18 protein-coding genes, 1 tRNA gene and 1 pseudogene are annotated in these 15,966 nt (G+C 63.3%); 15 read left to right on the top strand and 5 right to left on the bottom strand.

From position 1 onward, the window contains the following. Nucleotides 1-9: 9 nt before the first annotated feature. Nucleotides 10-567: a DUF5813 family protein gene (locus DVK07_RS09110; RefSeq protein ID WP_121596757.1), complete on the bottom strand. Its 558-nt coding sequence runs from the start codon at nucleotides 565-567 to the stop codon at nucleotides 10-12. 176 nt (nucleotides 568-743) lie between these two features. Here DVK07_RS09110 and DVK07_RS09105 point away from each other — a divergent pair, with 176 nt between their 5' ends. After that, nucleotides 744-2,066, top strand: coding sequence for a carboxylate--amine ligase (locus tag DVK07_RS09105; RefSeq protein ID WP_121596756.1), 1,323 nt, complete (start codon nucleotides 744-746; stop codon nucleotides 2,064-2,066). Nucleotides 2,067-2,093: 27 nt separating this feature from the next. Here DVK07_RS09105 and DVK07_RS09100 read toward each other — a convergent pair whose 3' ends face one another. Next, entirely contained in the window at nucleotides 2,094-3,356 is a 1,263-nt protein-coding gene (locus DVK07_RS09100; protein ID WP_121596755.1) for an MFS transporter, read from the bottom strand. A 179-nt stretch (nucleotides 3,357-3,535) separates the two neighbouring features. Between DVK07_RS09100 and pyrF the strand changes: the two genes are divergently transcribed. Beyond that, nucleotides 3,536-4,366 (top strand): orotidine-5'-phosphate decarboxylase, encoded by an 831-nt coding sequence (gene pyrF / locus DVK07_RS09095; RefSeq protein ID WP_121596754.1) that lies wholly within the window; start codon nucleotides 3,536-3,538, stop codon nucleotides 4,364-4,366. Nucleotides 4,367-4,410: 44 nt separating this feature from the next. On the opposite strand, the gene DVK07_RS23275 is transcribed toward pyrF, so the two are convergent. After that, complete coding sequence (locus DVK07_RS23275; protein ID WP_199719453.1) at nucleotides 4,411-4,551, bottom strand: hypothetical protein; 141 nt, start codon at nucleotides 4,549-4,551, stop codon at nucleotides 4,411-4,413. A gap of 50 nt (nucleotides 4,552-4,601) precedes the next feature. Here DVK07_RS23275 and trmY point away from each other — a divergent pair, with 50 nt between their 5' ends. The 13 genes from trmY to DVK07_RS09035 all read left to right on the top strand — a co-directional run bounded on the left by trmY (nucleotide 4,602) and on the right by DVK07_RS09035 (nucleotide 15,441). After that, entirely contained in the window at nucleotides 4,602-5,216 is a 615-nt protein-coding gene (gene trmY / locus DVK07_RS09090; protein WP_121596753.1) for a tRNA (pseudouridine(54)-N(1))-methyltransferase TrmY, read from the top strand. After that, entirely contained in the window at nucleotides 5,197-5,610 is a 414-nt protein-coding gene (locus tag DVK07_RS09085) for a CHY zinc finger protein (RefSeq protein ID WP_199719450.1), read from the top strand. Before trmY ends, DVK07_RS09085 begins: the two co-directional genes overlap by 20 nt. 689 nt (nucleotides 5,611-6,299) lie before the next feature. Further along, nucleotides 6,300-6,372: transfer RNA gene (locus DVK07_RS09075), tRNA-Pro, on the top strand. A gap of 64 nt (nucleotides 6,373-6,436) precedes the next feature. Next, complete coding sequence (locus tag DVK07_RS22620) at nucleotides 6,437-6,613, top strand: hypothetical protein (RefSeq protein WP_158603132.1); 177 nt, start codon at nucleotides 6,437-6,439, stop codon at nucleotides 6,611-6,613. A gap of 328 nt (nucleotides 6,614-6,941) precedes the next feature. Next, nucleotides 6,942-8,765: a hypothetical protein gene (locus tag DVK07_RS09070; protein WP_121596751.1), complete on the top strand. Its 1,824-nt coding sequence runs from the start codon at nucleotides 6,942-6,944 to the stop codon at nucleotides 8,763-8,765. Between the two features lie 144 nt (nucleotides 8,766-8,909). Next, the gene (locus DVK07_RS22065; protein WP_147441088.1) at nucleotides 8,910-9,923 is read left to right on the top strand and encodes a hypothetical protein; all 1,014 of its coding nucleotides are present in this window, start codon (nucleotides 8,910-8,912) and stop codon (nucleotides 9,921-9,923) included. 5 nt (nucleotides 9,924-9,928) lie between these two features. Then, on the top strand, nucleotides 9,929-10,312 hold the full coding sequence (locus tag DVK07_RS09065; protein WP_121596750.1) for a type II toxin-antitoxin system PemK/MazF family toxin: 384 nt from the start codon (nucleotides 9,929-9,931) through the stop codon (nucleotides 10,310-10,312). Between the two features lie 234 nt (nucleotides 10,313-10,546). Then, on the top strand, nucleotides 10,547-10,909 hold the full coding sequence (locus DVK07_RS09060) for a hypothetical protein (RefSeq protein WP_121596749.1): 363 nt from the start codon (nucleotides 10,547-10,549) through the stop codon (nucleotides 10,907-10,909). After that, a complete protein-coding gene (locus tag DVK07_RS09055; protein WP_121596748.1) occupies nucleotides 10,909-11,310 on the top strand; it encodes a hypothetical protein in 402 nt (133 codons plus the stop codon). Before DVK07_RS09060 ends, DVK07_RS09055 begins: the two co-directional genes overlap by 1 nt. 85 nt (nucleotides 11,311-11,395) lie before the next feature. Continuing rightward, complete coding sequence (locus DVK07_RS09050) at nucleotides 11,396-13,111, top strand: hypothetical protein (protein ID WP_233565397.1); 1,716 nt, start codon at nucleotides 11,396-11,398, stop codon at nucleotides 13,109-13,111. A 44-nt stretch (nucleotides 13,112-13,155) separates the two neighbouring features. Beyond that, nucleotides 13,156-13,653, top strand: coding sequence for a hypothetical protein (locus tag DVK07_RS09045; RefSeq protein ID WP_233565396.1), 498 nt, complete (start codon nucleotides 13,156-13,158; stop codon nucleotides 13,651-13,653). Then, on the top strand, nucleotides 13,650-14,489 hold the full coding sequence (locus tag DVK07_RS09040) for a hypothetical protein (RefSeq protein WP_233565395.1): 840 nt from the start codon (nucleotides 13,650-13,652) through the stop codon (nucleotides 14,487-14,489). Before DVK07_RS09045 ends, DVK07_RS09040 begins: the two co-directional genes overlap by 4 nt. Further along, nucleotides 14,482-15,441, top strand: coding sequence for a hypothetical protein (locus DVK07_RS09035; protein ID WP_121596745.1), 960 nt, complete (start codon nucleotides 14,482-14,484; stop codon nucleotides 15,439-15,441). The genes DVK07_RS09040 and DVK07_RS09035 overlap by 8 nt, the downstream gene beginning before the upstream one ends. Before the next feature lie 69 nt (nucleotides 15,442-15,510). On the opposite strand, the gene DVK07_RS22060 is transcribed toward DVK07_RS09035, so the two are convergent. Together DVK07_RS22060 and DVK07_RS23600 are read right to left on the bottom strand one after the other, a co-directional pair. Next, nucleotides 15,511-15,804, bottom strand: coding sequence for a hypothetical protein (locus DVK07_RS22060; RefSeq protein WP_147441087.1), 294 nt, complete (start codon nucleotides 15,802-15,804; stop codon nucleotides 15,511-15,513). Between the two features lie 66 nt (nucleotides 15,805-15,870). After that, nucleotides 15,871-15,966 (bottom strand): annotated as a pseudogene (locus tag DVK07_RS23600) (IS5/IS1182 family transposase); the annotation flags it as partial.

Raw genomic sequence — 15,966 nt, 5'->3', positions numbered from 1 at the left:
CTATCGGCCTCAGACCGGCCCGCCGCCGCCCTGCTGGCGCGCGGCCGAGAGCAGGTTCGAGACGGGTTCCGTGTACTCGTAGCCGGGGATGACCCCCTGGACGTACGTCCCCTCGACGAAGTCGATCAGCGCGCCCGCGTCGTCGACCGCGCGGCGCTCGTTGACGTCCGTGAGTTCGTACGTGACCGTGATCTCGTCGCCCCCGCGCTCGACGGCGGGGTCGAACTCCCGGTCCTTCCGGGTGACGCCGCCGACGTCGACCGCGCGGCGCTCGAACGTGTCGGCCCAGCCGTCCTCGACCACGTCGGCTACCTCGTCGGCGGTGACCGCCGAGAGCGTCGGCACGCGGACGACGACCGCGAACCCGATTCGCCCCTCTTCCGCCTGCTCGACGCGAACGCGCCCGTCGAACGCTGTCGTCTCGGAGACCCAGCCGTCACCCTCGCGCTCGAAGGAGCCGTGGTCCGCGAACGCGCGCCGGACCCGGCGGGGGAGTTCGTCGGTCGGCTCCGGCCCGTCGGCCTCACCGTCGGCGTTCTCGGCGTCGTCGTCCTCTGTTCCGGTCATACCGATCCGGAGGCGACGCGGCCTGAAAAGCCGCTCGCGTCGCCGCCGGCGGTCGCGGCGTGGAGGGTGCCGACGGTCGCGGCACGCAGGGTCCCGACCGCTCGCCCTCGTCCCCGATACGGGCACGCCGGGCCGGTACGTGGGACGCTTTTGTGCGTCGACCGACGAGACGGGATATGGCAGACACCTTTCGGTCCACGGAGGGACTGATCGACGCGCTCGCGGACGCCGAGTTCGACCGCCCGCCGGCGCTCGTCAGCAACGCGCACATCACCGGGCTCGGCGTCGCCCGCGCGCTCGACGCCCACGGCGTGCCCGTGATCGCGCTCGATCGGGCCGGTGGCGACGGTTCGTCACCGACGCCCGGCGACGGCGGCGCCGAGACGGTCACCCACGACGGGGTCGCCCCGCCCTCGGACGCGGTCGACTTCGCCGGGGCGGTGACGTACCCGCTCGACGACCTCGACGGGTTCCGCGAGGACGTGGAGGCGATCGTCGACGCCGCGGGCACCGAGGCGGTCGCGTTCGGCTGTATGGACGAGTGGGCGCTGTCGTACGCCGAGGCCGACCCCGACGGCGTCCAGCTCCCGTTCGCCGGCAGCGACACGCTCGACGACGTGTTGAACAAGTCGGAGCTGTACGCGACCTGCGAGCGGCTCGGCGTCCCCTACCCGGAGACGTACCGGTTAGCGGAGACCGCGGCGGCGGCGACGCGCGAGCCCGACGCGTCGGTCGATGAGGCGGCCGACGCGCTCGGCTTCCCGCTGGTGGTGAAGCCCGAGCTCAAGCGCGACTTCGAGGAGGCGTTCGGCACCAACGTGATCGAGGTCGCGGACCGCGAGGAGCTCGCGGACGTCGTCGCGGCCGCGAGCGAGGAGGGGATCGCGGTGATGGCCCAGAAGCGCGTCGACATCGCGACCGGGAAAGACCACTCGCTCGCCTCCTACGTCCCGCCGTCCGGGACCGACGACGCGCTCGCGGTCGTCGGCAACGCCGCGGTGCGGTACCCCCGGAACTTCGGCACCTCCTGCCTCGTCGAGACGGCGGACGAGCCGGCCATCGAGGAGCGCGCGCTCGCCGTCCTCGACGACGCCGGGTACCACGGGATCAGCGAGTCAGAGTTCGTCTACGACGCCGACCGCGAGGAGTTCCTGCTGCTCGACGTCAACACCCGGCCGTGGAAGTGGATCTCGATGCCCGTCGCCGCGGGCGCGAACCTTCCGATGGCGGCGTACGCCGCGGCGACGGACGCGACCTACGAGTCCGGCGGGATCGAGCCGACGCGGTGGGTGTACCTCCGCGACTACCTCTCGCTGCTCGCCGGCGACGACGCGTTCTGGGACCAGCTGTCGGCCGCCGACTGGCGGCGCCTCGTTTCCGGCGCCTTCGAGCGCGAGGGCGACCTGACGACCGGCGTGTACCGCCCTTCAGACCCGGGACCGGCCGCGAAACTGTTCGAGACGGAGTTCGTCGACCGCGAGTACTACTGCTCCTGTTAGCGAGCGCGGCCGCTCCGCAGGAGCGTTTCAGCCGTCCGGCCGTTCGTCACGGGAGTCTTCGGTCGCTTCGTCGCCGATCGGAACCCGCCAGAGCAGGATCGCCGCCGCCCCGACGACGAGGACGACGCCGCCGACGCCGAGCGCGAACAGCGGGGAGACGGCGTCGGACACGACGCCGCTCCCGAGTTGGAACGGGACGACGGCGAGCCCGCTCACCATCGCCATCGCGCTCAGGACGGTGGCACGACCGAGCGTCTCCACGCGGTCGTTGACGTACTGCCCGGCGAACGACCGCGTGACGTCCGACACCCCACGAATCAGGAGGAACGTCGGGAGCGCGAGCACCGGGACGAAGTACATCCCGATCAGCGCGCCGCCGACGGCGAACGGGAGGACGAGGAACCACGTCCGCAGCCCGATCCGCTCCCGTATCGCTCCCGTGTAGTAGGTGAGCACCGCGCCGACGAGGCTGTACGCCGCGTAGAACCACCCGAGGAGGGGTTCGACCTGCGATTGCGAGATCCCGAGGTCGAGAACGACGGTCTCGAATATCGGCTGGAGGAAGACGAACACGAGGTAGGTGACGGCGGCGTACAGGACGTAGTAGTACAACAGGAACGAGCGCATCCGACGGCGCGAGATGACCGCTTTCACGATACCGGCGGTTCGGCGGAGGGTCAGGTCCTCCGTGTCGGTCTCCTTGTACGTCTCGGACTCGTCGAGCGTGAGCAGCACCGGGACCCCGAGACTCGTCACGCCCGCCGCGACGAACCACGGATACGAGAGGTCGACGCTGCCGAGGTACCCACCGAGGACCGCCGCGACGGCGCCGACCGCGAGCGCCGCCGACTCCCCGCGTCCCCGAACGCGAGCGAACTCGTCCTCGGAGAGGTCGTCGGTGAGGGTGTCGTAGAGCCACGCGTCCTCGCTCCCGGAGCGGAAGTTGTAGCCCAGCGACCAGCAGACGTAGAGGCCGGCCAGCGGGAGGAACGAGCCCGACAGCCCGATACCGAGGAGCGTCACGGAGATGAGCGCGGTCCCGATGAGGAGGCTGTTGCGCCGCCCGACGCGGTCGCCGACGTAGCCGGTCGGTATCTCGCCGAACACGGTCGTCAGGTTGTACAGCGCCTCTAAGACGGCGATCTGCGTGAAGGAGAGCCCCTGCGCCAGAAAGAAGAGGTACATGATCGGCCGATAGAACTCGACCGATTTCGTCGCCTTGTAGACGTAGTATTTCAGGATGTTCCCGGAGAGACCCGCTCCGAGACCGTCGCCGGTGCTGGCTGCCATGCGTGTGGTACCGAACGGGAGGCCGGTTGGTGTAAGCTGTTATTACGCGACCCCGGGGTCGGCACATACGCCGGATCATATTGCCGGTACGCCCGCGTCGCCGGCCCGCACGACCGTCGCGATCCGGGAGCGCGGTCGCGGAGCGCAACGGTTAGTGCGCCCGCCGACACAGGGCGCCCATGGGCTTCTTCGAGACGCTTGCGGACCGGATCGACGCGGTCGACAGCGTCGTGTCGGTCGGGCTCGACCCCGACCCGAGCCGGCTCCCCGAGCACGTGGCCGACGCCGACCTCCCCCGGTGGGCGTTCAACCGACGGATCATCGACGCGACCCACGAGCACGCCGCCTGCTACAAGCCGAACGCGGCCTTCTACGAGGACCCGGACGGCTGGCGCGCGCTGCGCGAGACCGCGGCGTACGCGGAGGGCAAGGGCGTCCCCGTCCTCCTCGACGCGAAGCGCGCCGACATCGGCAACACGGCGCGGCGGTACGCCGACGTGCTCGACCACGTCGACGCGATCACGGTGAACCCGTACCTCGGGCGCGACTCGCTCCAGCCGTTCCTCGACCGCGCGGACAAGGGCGTGTTCGCGCTCTGTCGCACGTCGAACCCGGGCGGCGCCGACCTCCAGGACCTCGAACTCGCCTCCGGCGAGCCCCTCTACGAGCGCGTCGCCGCGCTCGCCGACGTGTGGAACGCGAACGACAACGTCGGTCTGGTCGTCGGGGCGACAGCGCCCGAGGAGCTGGAGGCGGTCCGCGAGATCGTCCCCGAGATCCCGTTCCTCGTCCCCGGCGTCGGCGCGCAGGGCGGCGACGCCGAGGCCGCGGTCGAACACGGGCTCGCCGAGCGACCCGACCTCCCGGTCGACGTGGGGCTCGTCAACTCCTCGCGCGGGATCATCTTCGCCGGCGAGGAGTCGAGCCGCCCCGGCGACGAGGCGACGTACTTCGGCGCGGCGGGCGACGCGGCGAAGCGTCTTAAGAAGCGGCTGAACCGGCACCGATAGTCCCGGACTGCGAGGCGGTTCGGCGAGCGTCGGAGCCGACCGCGCTATCCGCGCCCGGCGACGCAGGCCGTACAGGCGTGCGCCGCTTCGTCCCAGTGGTCGTCGCAGACGGCGCGCCCGCAGCGGTCGCAGGTGTGGCTCGCCGTGGCCGCCTCACAGATCTGACACAGGCCGGTGAGGCTCATACCCCTCGTTGGGTCGGACGGCTTATCAGGGTCGCGGGCGACCCTCCGGTATGCGCCAGTTCGTCGTCATCGGTCGCGACGTCCCGACCGACCCCGACGCCATCTCGCTGTCGGACATCCCCGGGGCCGGGCGGCTCGACCTGCTCTGTCGGTGCGTGAGCGCCGGCGTCTTCCTCTCGCACGGGATCCGGGAGTCGGTCCGGGTCCACCTCGTCGTCGCCGACGAGTTCACCGTCACCTTCGACGCGGACACGCTTCGACACCTCCACCCCGACGAGCGCAACGTCGCCGCGCGGATCCGCGACGCGCTCGCCGCGCGGGACGACGCGATCGGACACATGCCCGCGGACGTATCCCCGGGCGTCGAACTCCGCCGGATGGGACTCGACGCGACGCTCGACCGCCTCGTCGGCGAGGACGGCCGCGGGCCGGACGGGACGCTGGTCCAGCTCCACGAGGAGGGCGACCCGCTCGTCGACGCGGAGCCCCCCGAGGATCCCGTGTTCGTCCTCTCGGACCACCACGACTTCGCGCCCGCGGAGGCGGAATCGGTCGCCGAGCGCGCCGAGCGCCGGCTGCGGGTCGGTCCCGAGCTCCTCCACGCCGACCACACCGTCACCGTGGTCCACAACTGGCTCGATACCGATGGCTACGCCAGCTACTGAGCGCGAAACCACGACCGCGCCCGACACGGACCCCCGATTCGAGGTCTCCCTGCGCGGAATCGACGTCGACTCCGAGACGCGGTGCGCCCACTGGGACGACCCGGTCGACGTGGTCGCGCTTCGGTTCGGCTGCTGTGAGACCTACTACCCGTGCGACGCCTGCCACGACGCGGCCGCGGACCACGAGGCGGTCCCGTGGCCCCGCGACCGGTTCGACGAGCCGGCGGTGCTGTGCGGCGCCTGCCGGACGACGCTCACCGCGCGGACGTACCTCGACAGTGACGACACCTGCCCCGCGTGCGGCGCCGCGTTCAACCCCGGCTGCCGAAAGCACCGCGACCGCTACTTCGAGGTTGAGGGTTCGGACGACGGAGACGACGGCGACAATTTATAAATAACGACGCGGTGCGGTGGCGCGTGCCGACGAGCGCCCGACAGGGCGCGAGTCGCACGCGCGAGGGACGCGGCGACCGGAGCGAAGCGGAGGGAGCCGCGAGGCTGGGGAGGCGTGAGGCTGCGTGCGGTCGCGTTCCCGTGAGCGAAGCGAGCGGGAGCGCGGAAGTCGCAGCCCGCGCAGCGAACGCAGTGAGCGAGCAGGACCGTCTTCCTACGGTCGGGTAGCACTCAAAGGGGCAGCCGCGAGGCCGACGTAGGCGACACAAGTACCGCAAGGAGGGAGCGCTAGCGACCGACTGAGGAACGCAGCGAGCGTACGTCGGCCTCGCGGCTGGGGCTTTGGTGGTGTCCGCCGAGGATCTGAGATCAACTATTTATAACCGAGCAGCTGGCTTTGGTGGTGTCCACCGAGGATCCGAGATCAACCATTTATAAGCGAGCGGCTGGGGCTTTGGCGGTGTCCACCGGGGATCCGAGATCAACCATTTATAAGCAAGCGGCAGGGGCTTTGTCGGTATCCACCGTCGATCTGCTTCCCTGCCACTTTTAAATGAACGAGAGACCTCCGGCGGTACCCGTCGCTGCCGTCCATCCTCCCGGACATCATCGATCTGCATGCTGACTGTACTTCTCCGATCGCCCCCCTTTCGGAAGGATTAAAAGAACGAGCGGCCTTCAATCGATTGCGGGCCGGTGGGGTAGCTTGGTATCCTTCGGCCTTCGGGTGGCCGTAACCACGATTCAAATTCGTGCCGGCCCACTACCCACTTATACTTTTTCCAGCCTCTACTGACAGGTCTTAGCGTCTCTACGGGGTGGTCTCTGTGAGCCTTTCCGACGGCTCAACCGGGACTACCCTCTCTGCTGACGGTCCGGGCGAGTTCTGGTGCGGGCTCTGTAACCAGCGGTGTACTCGTAACTCGTCGAGCGGCGTCGAGTACGGCCACGCCCTGGACTGTCCCGCGCGTCCCAGCGAGCTCTCGAATCCCGACGAGAAGTGAGCCGGCCAGCTGCGCGCCGGTCCACCTCCCCACGGCTCCGGCACGATCTCGCTCGCTCCCTCGGGGCGAGCCCTGTCAGTCTCTCCAAGCGGTCGGCGACCTTGTGGTGCGCGAGGACCGGCGGACCCGGTCCGAGCGCCGCCGACCGCGCACAGGCGACCGAAGGTCGCCAAACGAGTGGCGGTGCCGTCGCGGTCGCGCGCGTATCTGGAGGTGAGCGATGAGCGCGCCCGACGAACCGGCCGCGTCTTGGCCTTCCAAGGAGACTAACTCTGTAACGGCTTCTCTCACCGGATTAGAGGATGACGCCGATCCGATCGTCGAACGGGTGAGTGAGTTCGCGACCGAGTATCCGCAACTCGCCGACCTCCCTCTCTCGGAGGCGCACGGGCGGAAGCTTCGCCGCATCGTCACGGAAGCCGACTGGGAAAAGGAGTTCGTCGACCCCGATCACCCGCTCGAAGATTCCTTCGCCGTCGATTCGCTCCGCTCCCGCTCCGCCGGAACGTGGCTCGACGCGATTCACGCCTTCCTGCGCGCTCACCACGAGTACAGCGGCATGATGGCCCGGTTCGAAGATCGGGAATCGGGCGATGAGTTCGACGTACCGCTTGCCGACGCGTGGGGGAAAGAGTACAGCAAAAAGCAGTACGCTCGGGCTCGCGCGCTCCAGCGACAGATGTCTGGCGGAAAGCGTCCTTCCGGCGGCGAAGCCGCTCCCGCTTGGGACGCCCCGGTGACCGTGATGCTCACGCTGACCGCCTCGTCGGTACCCGACGGCGACCGCCTCCCGCCCGTCGAACAGATGGACGCGATACACGACGCGTTCAGCTATGGCGGCGTTCGCGATACGCTCCGCAACGTGATGGAGTATCACCTCGATCTCGATTCGGAACAGTGGGGCTACTGGCTCCAAGCGGAACCGCACGGAATGGGCACCGCTGCGGACCCCGACAAAGACGCCGGCCTCAATGCCTGCTACACTCATATTCACGTCGGCGTCTACTTCGACGGAGCCGGGTTCGGAGATCTCCGCCCGGTCGCTTCCGAGTTCGAACGGGTGATCGACAAGCATCTAGAGGTCTGCGAGCCCGCCGGCTGGTCAGCTCACGACTACGACGCGATCGACGACTACCTTCAGGAAGATGACGGCTGTATCTCGATGAACGCAGACGTCGGTAACCTCGGTTCCTACCTCGCCGCGTACATGGGCGGCTACACCGAGGACCTGCTAGACAAGCCAATCGAGTACATCGCGTGGGGCGCGGTCTACTGGTCGGCCGCCCGCCAGCGGACCACCCGCTCGCAGACCGTCAATCAGGCCATCCGCGCCGATCGGTGCGAACAGCGCGCGGAAAACGAGGAGTCCGGACAGGTTGACGCGCACGGCGAGCGCATCCGGTGGGACGACGGCCGCGGCGCCGATGTCGTCTGCTCTTGTTGTGGTTCACCGTGGACTGTCGACCAGGACCAGCTTGACGGACCGCCTGAGACAGAATCCGCGCTCAACGACGATCTTCGTTGGGCTGCTGACGCAGCTGCTCCGGCGCCGGAATCGGAACAGGACCGCTCTCTCGCTGAGCGGTGGCCCAGCGCCGACAGCGCGTGGTCCTACGGAGAATCCCCGCGAAAGACCCTGATACGCGAGCGCGTTCACGACTATCTCAACGTTCACGGTAGGGACGTATCTCTTCCCTCGATACTGGCACATCTGAACATCAACCCGTCGTACAGGGAGTTCGTTGGTCAGATACTAGATGGCGAGATGGAACCCGACTCCGAGGCGTTCGATCGCCGCTCGACAGAACCTGCGTTTGGCTACGAGCTGAAAGCGATTGTCGACCGCGACGGGAATGAACATGAACCGGGTGGTGGCGGAGTTGACATGGTATCCCTAGAATTGCCGATAAAAAATGTTATCCAGAATACTCGGCTCCGGCACGATCTCGCTCAAGGTGAGGTGTTCCGCGACGCTCGTACCGAGGTCGCGAGTCACAATCCGAGGACCATTGCGAACGGGTTTGTTGATGATGGGATTTCTGATCCTAAAGTCGTCGAACGGCTCTTGATCGTTGAGGACTACCACGTTTCTAATCCGGTAATGGATCGAAATGAACGACGACCTTGTATGATCTATCCGAGTGAACGATGAGCCGGCTGCTGAGGCTCTGTTGAGGCCCTCAGATACCGTCAGGAGCCCGTTGATGATAAACGAGATGCCTGATAGACAGGAAACTGCCTTCCACATAGCACGGAAAGATTTTATATCAAGGGAACAGATTATTTGGCAGTAACTATGCTCACTCCAGGGGATGAGAATGACCTTCTCGAAGATATAGAGGAGGGAATTCAAATTGCCATGGATTGGGAGGGATACTCTTCCGATTCTATTGACCCGATCAAGGTCAACAAGTTGGCCCATTTTGCGATTCAGGATTTAGACGTCCCTGTTACCTATGGTTGGTACAAATACGGACCGGCCCCTGTATTTGATACCAGTACTGCGCGGATTGAACCTACCCCAGAAACGGAGGTTAAAGCATCTGAAGAATCTCGTCTCCCTGATCCAGGTGATGAGTTTTACAGCCCTGAGGAGTACGCATATTATTTCACTAGGGACTGTACTCACTTCGATAGAATACTTCAGACCCCTACCAAAGAATATCTGATTGAGTTCTATGAAGATCATGCGCCTCCTTCCTATGGAAGTTTGTATAAACAGAGTGTCCAGGTACAGGTTATTCTTGACAATATCAAGAGTGATGATGAGTGGCACACTGAGGCTGAAGACTACTCTAAATCTTTGAGTCGAGAACTGACTAAACTACATCGGGAACTTCTCAAAGTTGATGCATTAGCTGAGGTGTTCAACTCGTACAGTGATTACTCGAAGCTTCTTAAACGAATTATCGCTGAAGCTTCTGACAAAGAAGACCTATCGGCGTCTCAAGAGCAATTTATTCAAAAAATTGCCAGCTTTTTCTACACTGATGTCTGGAAATACGCGGCCCTGCTGATTTCAAAGAACACAGTTCATCTCTCCCCAGGTGAGAATGATGATAAGCTGCTGAACGCAATAGATGGTGATCTTCAAACTCTCAGGGGGGACATTGACGACGAAATCAATAGTCTAAGAGAACAAGCTGTAAGGAGAAATCTCTATACAGAGTACTCGATGGAGAATCAAGATGATGGTCCAACAGGAGAAAACTCAGGCACCCATGATCAAGACGTAGAACCTTGGACAAAAGCATCTGCTGCGTCAATCACGAAAAAACTAGCAGCGAGAGCTGATGAAGCTGATAGATAGGATTCATGCCAACAATATCTAGAGGGGACGTAGTTTGGGTTACTTTTCCAGACCCCGAAGACGTCCCTGAAGAGGAATTTGAGAATCCACATCCTGCTGTTGTCGTTCAAAATGATTCTCGAAACCATAAGTACGATACGACAATTGTAGCCCCGTTAAGCACAAGTCAAGAATCATCGGAGGAATTTGCTGATGTGGAAATTTCTTCATCCAGTGAGGGAGTTGATGACGACTCTATAGCAAAACTTGGATTACTTAGTGCGGTTTCAGTTCCCGGAAGGATTATGGATGAAAGCGAGGATCCTAGTGTTTGGAAAATGGGTGAACTCTCCGCTAGTAAAATGGCCGAGATAGAAGCTCGTATGGAAGTTCTATTAGGTATTGCTTGATATTCGCAGTCCGATCTGACTATTTTCATTGGGTATGTAAAGATGTTAGTCAAAACTAGATAGAACTCATCTTAAAGGTACTCTGAACATCACTTTTCTAAATCTACGTTCTGTATTCAGGAAGGTTTTGACATCTATCAGTAGGGGGATTCAGTAAAGCGGCTGCTGTCCGACTACTTTCACCGAGCCTTGCCTGATACTATACATGATTTCTATGACCACTAACAGTTGGAGATGTCGACTGAAAACCCGACGCCGCCTGACGGTTACGAACGGTTCGAAGGAGAGTCGCCCGAGTCCGATGTTCCCACGGTGGAACTCGGTCCGGGTGACGTGCTGGAAGGGCTCGTACTCGATCTGACCGAAGGAGAAGGAGAGTACGGCCCCTGGTACCGGCTCAAGATCAAGGACGAGAATCACGGAGTCGTTCGCTACTTCGCGAAGGACGAGGTCAAGCGCGCAGCTGCGCAGGACCACATCGAGGTGGGCGAACAGATCTGGGTCGCGATGGCCACCGACGAGGTGACGCTGGAACGCGACGACGGCTCGACGCACGACTACCATCCGACTAACTGCGCGTTCCCGGGTGGTTCCTGATGGCGTCGTCGTACTCGCGGACGATGTCCGACACGCTCTCGGACTACACCCACCTGCGGACGCTTCCCGCGCTGCTGTCGGTCGTGTTCGTACTCGCTGGGCTCTACCAGTTCGGCGGGATCTCCGAGGTCATGCTGACGTGGCTCGACTACACGCTGACCTCTGAACACGCGACGTTCATCGCGCTCGGTGCGTACGCGATCGCCTTCGCGAGCAGCGAAACGAAGCAGTTCGAGAGCTACGAACGCTGGGAACAGATAGCGATCGCAGCTGGGCCGCTCGTCATCATCGGCTACCAGTACGTTCCACAGATCGCTGACATCATCAACACGAGCAGCAACCTCGGTCCGATCCTCGCGTTCTTCGCGACGGTCGTCGCCTGGGGCGTCGCTGTTCGGTAACCACCCTCGATCTCAACTTATGAGTTCCAACCATGACGACCCGGCTAGCTGTACCGCTTCGAATCGCCCTCCTGATGGGCCTGCTGTGGGCGCTGACGGTTCTGATACCGACCGCCCTGCTCGTCTGGGCCGCCGCACCTTCGTGAAAGGTCTCGGAGCTGCTGGCGCCGCCACGGTCGGCCTCTCCGTCGACGACGGGTTCGCACAGGACGCTCAAGCTATCGCACCGCTCGTCGGTGTCGGCCTCGCTGCTGGCGCTGTCGGCGTCGGCTGGGCGCTCCGCGAGTTCGAGGTCATCGGCTCCGACGGTCCTGCTGAGGGCCTGACTGCTGACGCTCTTAGGCAGGACATTGACGAGACTGTTCGGTCCCGTAAGTCCACGAACGCGAGTACCATTGTCGACAATGGCAACATCCTCGATGGCGTTGAACATACCGCGTACACCGAAGCGAAGATCGCAGCGATCGAGGAATTGAATGCTGGCTCTACTGAGTCCGCTGTTCTCGACGCCTCTACTGCCGCGATCGACGCCTACGAGACTACTGTCCGCAAAAACCTGCTCAAGACGTGGAATGAGGCTGCTCGGGAGTTCGAGAAGATGGTTTCCACCCTTGAATCCCACGCTGACGTTAACTCCAACTACCTCCTTCCTAACCAAAGCGAGCAATCCGGAAATACTGAGTACAGTCCCGGCACGCAGGACTACACCGGCTACACTCTCCCTGACGGCCAGTCCTTCACTATCATCGATGTCGGTGGTACTGACGGCAGCTACCCTCGCTACTGGAATCCCACCCGCTGGGACAGTAACTTCGATCCGGCGCCTTCGGACTTCTGGATCACCAATACCGGTACGGACACCGACTACATGCGCTACACCGACTGGAATGGTATCTGGTCTCAAATGGATACCACGTTCCAAAACGTCCGTGACGGCATCTCGACGTGGGTAACGAACGTCTACGGCGACGTTCAAAGCGGCGACATCGAGATCGACGATCTCGTGACGCCTCGCGAACGCGCTGCCATGATGGCTGATGGGGAAGGCACATCGCAGGCGATTGCCGACCTCATCGCGCTGAACGTTCCCGTCGACGCCGAACGCGAGGCGACGATCACCATCAGCGATACCGGCGCAACCCTGCCCGGCACGTTCGCGCTTACCGACTCGTCGGACGGCCCACTTGAAGCTGGCACGACGTACGACCCCTCGACGTTCACCGGCGACGTGTACTTCACTGCCGACATGAGTCTCGTCGAAGGTGACTGGTCCGCGATAAGCACCAGTGTCGACGGCGGGAACATCACCATCACCTCGGAGCCCTACGAGGGCACTGCGATCGAGGTCACGACTGTCGACTCTGAAACCGTCTCTGTCCCGGCCGCTGACTGGACGGATAACGGCGATGGCACGTGGACGTACGACGCATCGGGCGACCTCGAAACCACCATCACCTCTGTCGACTCTGCGCGCTTCGTCTCCACTGCGACGGAGACGCAGTACGAGACGCTTCAACTGGACGGCTCGTTCACTGTCGAAAAGCTCGTGAACAAGCAGTCCGGCGAAGAGGTGACGACGACGAGTTTCACCAGCTCCGATCCACAGAACGACTCGAACTACATCACGCAGGAGGAGTGGGACGACCTCGAACAGCAGAACCAAGAGCTGATCGAGAAGTACGAGAACTCGCAGTCCGGTGGTGGTATCGACCTCGGGCAGTTCGACATGTTCGGCATCCCCGGAGAGATCGTCGCTGTCGTCGCCGCTGCGCTCGTCGCGCTCGGCGTCCTGAGCAACTGACCACCACCATGCTCCCCCGATTTTTCCTTATTACGGTCGTGTTAGTGGCCTCGCTGACCGGCGCCGTCGCCGCACAGGATTCCCCGAACGCGACCGCTGAAAACACGACTGCTGGCGAACAGGTCAACACCTGCGCCGAGGAGATAACACCGACGCTCCGGCTCTGCTCTGCCGAGTACGTCGACGGCGAAGCCGTCCTACTGCTCGACTCCGACACCCGCGACCGGGTGACGGTCACCGAGGCCGTCGCGCTAACTGAGTCGCGCGAGTTGCGCCGGGACTCGTTCATCGTCGACGGGAAGACCGAGATTCGGATGCCCGTTCAACCCTCGAACGGCCGTGCCGGAGTGACGATCGACGACGGCTCCACGCTCTACGGCGTCCCGCTCGAAACGGCCTCGACCATCGTCACCGGCCCGTTCACCGCCAGCGACGCGCAGGCGGCCGGCCTCGGCGGGGGCGCCGGTGTCGCCGTTGTGACCATCTTCCTCGTGGCAAAGGTCGTCTACGGACGCAGCGAGGAACCCGAGAGGTTAGCATGAGAGACGCACCAGAACCCCGACCCGACCCGCCTCGTCACGTGAAGGTACTCGACTGGCTCCACGGACACGCGCCTGAGCTGGTCGTCGGTGTGATCGCGCTCATCGGCCTGTTCGCGATCGTCGGATTCGACCTCGAAGTACCGCGCTTCTGGTACGTGTTCGGAGTCGCCGCGGTCGGCCTTTCGCCGCTCGGGTTCCTCGTCGGTAACAAGGTCGTCTCGTGGCTCTACAACCCGGCGTGGGTCTACCTGATCGACCTCGACGCTCGCGTACTCGACGGCGGAATCTACCGGCTCCCGCTCGAAGACTTCCGCGAACTCGAAATCCTCGATGATGATGAGTTCGTGAACTCGACGTACGACCTCACGCAACTGTCGCCGAACCTCTACGTCGGGAAACAGGTCGACCTCGAAGACATGACCGTCGTCGGTACCTGGCGCGGCACGCTCGACGATCGGGAGTTGACCCGCGCGCTCCGCGCCGTACACGAGTGCCGCGGCCAGCTCCAAGACGACGCGCAGCGAGGCTTCATCCTCGAAAGCTCCGCGTTCATCGTGGTCCGGCGCGCGACCCGGAACACGGTCGAGCGTATCGTCGAGCTGTTCGAGGACGGGTCCCTGCCCGACTCCGGCGAAGGGATCGAGCGCGCCGTCGACCAGGAGCTGAAAGACTTCGGGCTTGACGACGCCTCGAACTCAGACCTCTCCGACCTCGTCGACGACGACGCGATCGACGAGATGGACCACAAGTCGGGGTTCGACTTCTCGACGCCGGAGGACCCGGACGCCGAACGAAACGGACACGCGGAAACCGCCGAGGTGCGTGCCGATGGGTAACTCCGACGAAGGGATGCTGACCGCGGCGAAGCTCGCGGAGCAGCTCTCCGGGCGCATCGACACGCATCGGGATCTCGACCCCCGAGCGGGAGCGATCGACCCGGACGACGTGTCGGCGTCGGTGTTCCTCAACAACCTCGACCCGGAGCTTGTCCAGGACTCCCAGCTGCTCGACCTCGTCGACCGGGCCCAGCAGTCGCGGAAGGCGTCCGAAGCGATTCGCTCGGGCAACTCCCTGATGCTCTCGCACCTCGTCGGCGTGACCGAGCAGGACCTCGACGGCTCCGCGCTTCGGCTCCCGCTCCGGCTCGACGACGTGATGACGAACAACGACGCGACCGCGTTCATCGGCGGCGCCGGAAACCCGAACACGGGGAAAACGAACCTGATGGCGCTGCTGGCGGAACTCCGCTCGGCGACCGTCGACGATCTCCTCGTAATCTCGAACTCGCGCACCTGGCCTCGAACAGATGTCGTGGTCACGAGCGCGCATGACCTCGCCGTGACGTGCATCGAGTATCGCGACCGGCCGAAGTTCGTGTTCATCGACGAAGGATCGACGCACTTCGACGCGCGGACGAACTCCTACGAGGTCGCCGCGCAGTTCTCTCCGCTCGCCAAGCGGATGGCGAAGATCAACGTCGACGTCTTCGGAACCGTATTCCACACGGGGAAGGACTGCCACCCGGAACTGAAACGGCTGTTCACGACTGCGTACTTCAAACACTCGAAGAAGGAGGTCGGTTTCTTCGCCGACTGGCCCGCTGATGCCGACAAGCCGACGAACCAGCTGTTCAGCGGGACCGTCGAAAACCTCGAACCCGCGACCGCGGAACCGGATCCGGACGACGCGGCGCCGTGGAGATGGGACCTCGAACCCGACTTATTCGCGCTCGACCTCGACTGGCCCGAGCTGTTGGAGGAACTCCGCGATCGTGGTCCAGCCGAGTGACGTTGCTGCTGGTAGGCTGCGTTCGAAACTCTGGTTAGGCTGGTCACTTGGTCCAGTCAGCAACTCCTCTCAATTTTTCATCTCGTGGCCGCGCACCGCGTGGCCGATCTCCTTCAAGCTGCTATCTGTCGAGAAGAAGCGATACGTCTTGTTCGGAGTGTGTACCTTCAAACTAGCTCTTCTAATGAACAGGCCCCAGACTAGTGTGAGTATTCTAGCAGCGATAGAAAGTGCTGCTACGCCCCAAACGGCACCCTCTGGTATCGGCTCAACACCTGATGCTCCCCGCATGACCAGCGCCACAAATAATCCGAAGATCGTCGCTCCCACTCCAGAAACGAGGTAGCTTTCCGGATACTCCATCCCTCTGTACTGAATCGAATTTACTCCTTTCAGAGTGCTTTGTTGAATCCGATGACGGCGTGGGGATCACTGTTTGAGAGCCTGTTCGAGGTTGTAGACTGCGGCGGTCACCACGAGTTCGCGGAACTCGCGGTACCACGCGCGAGGGTGGACAGCGGGGCC

Source organism: Halorubrum sp. Atlit-26R (genome assembly GCF_003666015.1).
GTDB lineage: Archaea > Halobacteriota > Halobacteria > Halobacteriales > Haloferacaceae > Halorubrum.
The sequence above is the reverse complement of the archived record's forward strand: the minus strand, read 5'-3'. Positions and strand labels throughout refer to the sequence as shown.

What these genes read in the sequence shown, in the direction of transcription:
- DVK07_RS09055 (WP_121596748.1), top strand. Translation starts at nt 10,909, where the DNA reads ATGGCGTCGTCGTACTCGCGGACGATGTCCGACACGCTCTCGGACTAC.
- DVK07_RS09085 (WP_199719450.1), top strand. Translation starts at nt 5,197, where the DNA reads ATGGCTACGCCAGCTACTGAGCGCGAAACCACGACCGCGCCCGACACG.
- trmY (WP_121596753.1), top strand. Translation starts at nt 4,602, where the DNA reads ATGCGCCAGTTCGTCGTCATCGGTCGCGACGTCCCGACCGACCCCGAC.
- DVK07_RS09100 (WP_121596755.1), bottom strand. Translation starts at nt 3,356, where the DNA reads ATGGCAGCCAGCACCGGCGACGGTCTCGGAGCGGGTCTCTCCGGGAAC.
- DVK07_RS23275 (WP_199719453.1), bottom strand. Translation starts at nt 4,551, where the DNA reads ATGAGCCTCACCGGCCTGTGTCAGATCTGTGAGGCGGCCACGGCGAGC.
- DVK07_RS22060 (WP_147441087.1), bottom strand. Translation starts at nt 15,804, where the DNA reads ATGGAGTATCCGGAAAGCTACCTCGTTTCTGGAGTGGGAGCGACGATC.
- DVK07_RS09105 (WP_121596756.1), top strand. Translation starts at nt 744, where the DNA reads ATGGCAGACACCTTTCGGTCCACGGAGGGACTGATCGACGCGCTCGCG.
- pyrF (WP_121596754.1), top strand. Translation starts at nt 3,536, where the DNA reads ATGGGCTTCTTCGAGACGCTTGCGGACCGGATCGACGCGGTCGACAGC.
- DVK07_RS09040 (WP_233565395.1), top strand. Translation starts at nt 13,650, where the DNA reads ATGAGAGACGCACCAGAACCCCGACCCGACCCGCCTCGTCACGTGAAG.
- DVK07_RS09065 (WP_121596750.1), top strand. Translation starts at nt 9,929, where the DNA reads ATGCCAACAATATCTAGAGGGGACGTAGTTTGGGTTACTTTTCCAGAC.
- DVK07_RS09035 (WP_121596745.1), top strand. Translation starts at nt 14,482, where the DNA reads ATGGGTAACTCCGACGAAGGGATGCTGACCGCGGCGAAGCTCGCGGAG.
- DVK07_RS09060 (WP_121596749.1), top strand. Translation starts at nt 10,547, where the DNA reads ATGTCGACTGAAAACCCGACGCCGCCTGACGGTTACGAACGGTTCGAA.
- DVK07_RS22065 (WP_147441088.1), top strand. Translation starts at nt 8,910, where the DNA reads ATGCTCACTCCAGGGGATGAGAATGACCTTCTCGAAGATATAGAGGAG.
- DVK07_RS09110 (WP_121596757.1), bottom strand. Translation starts at nt 567, where the DNA reads ATGACCGGAACAGAGGACGACGACGCCGAGAACGCCGACGGTGAGGCC.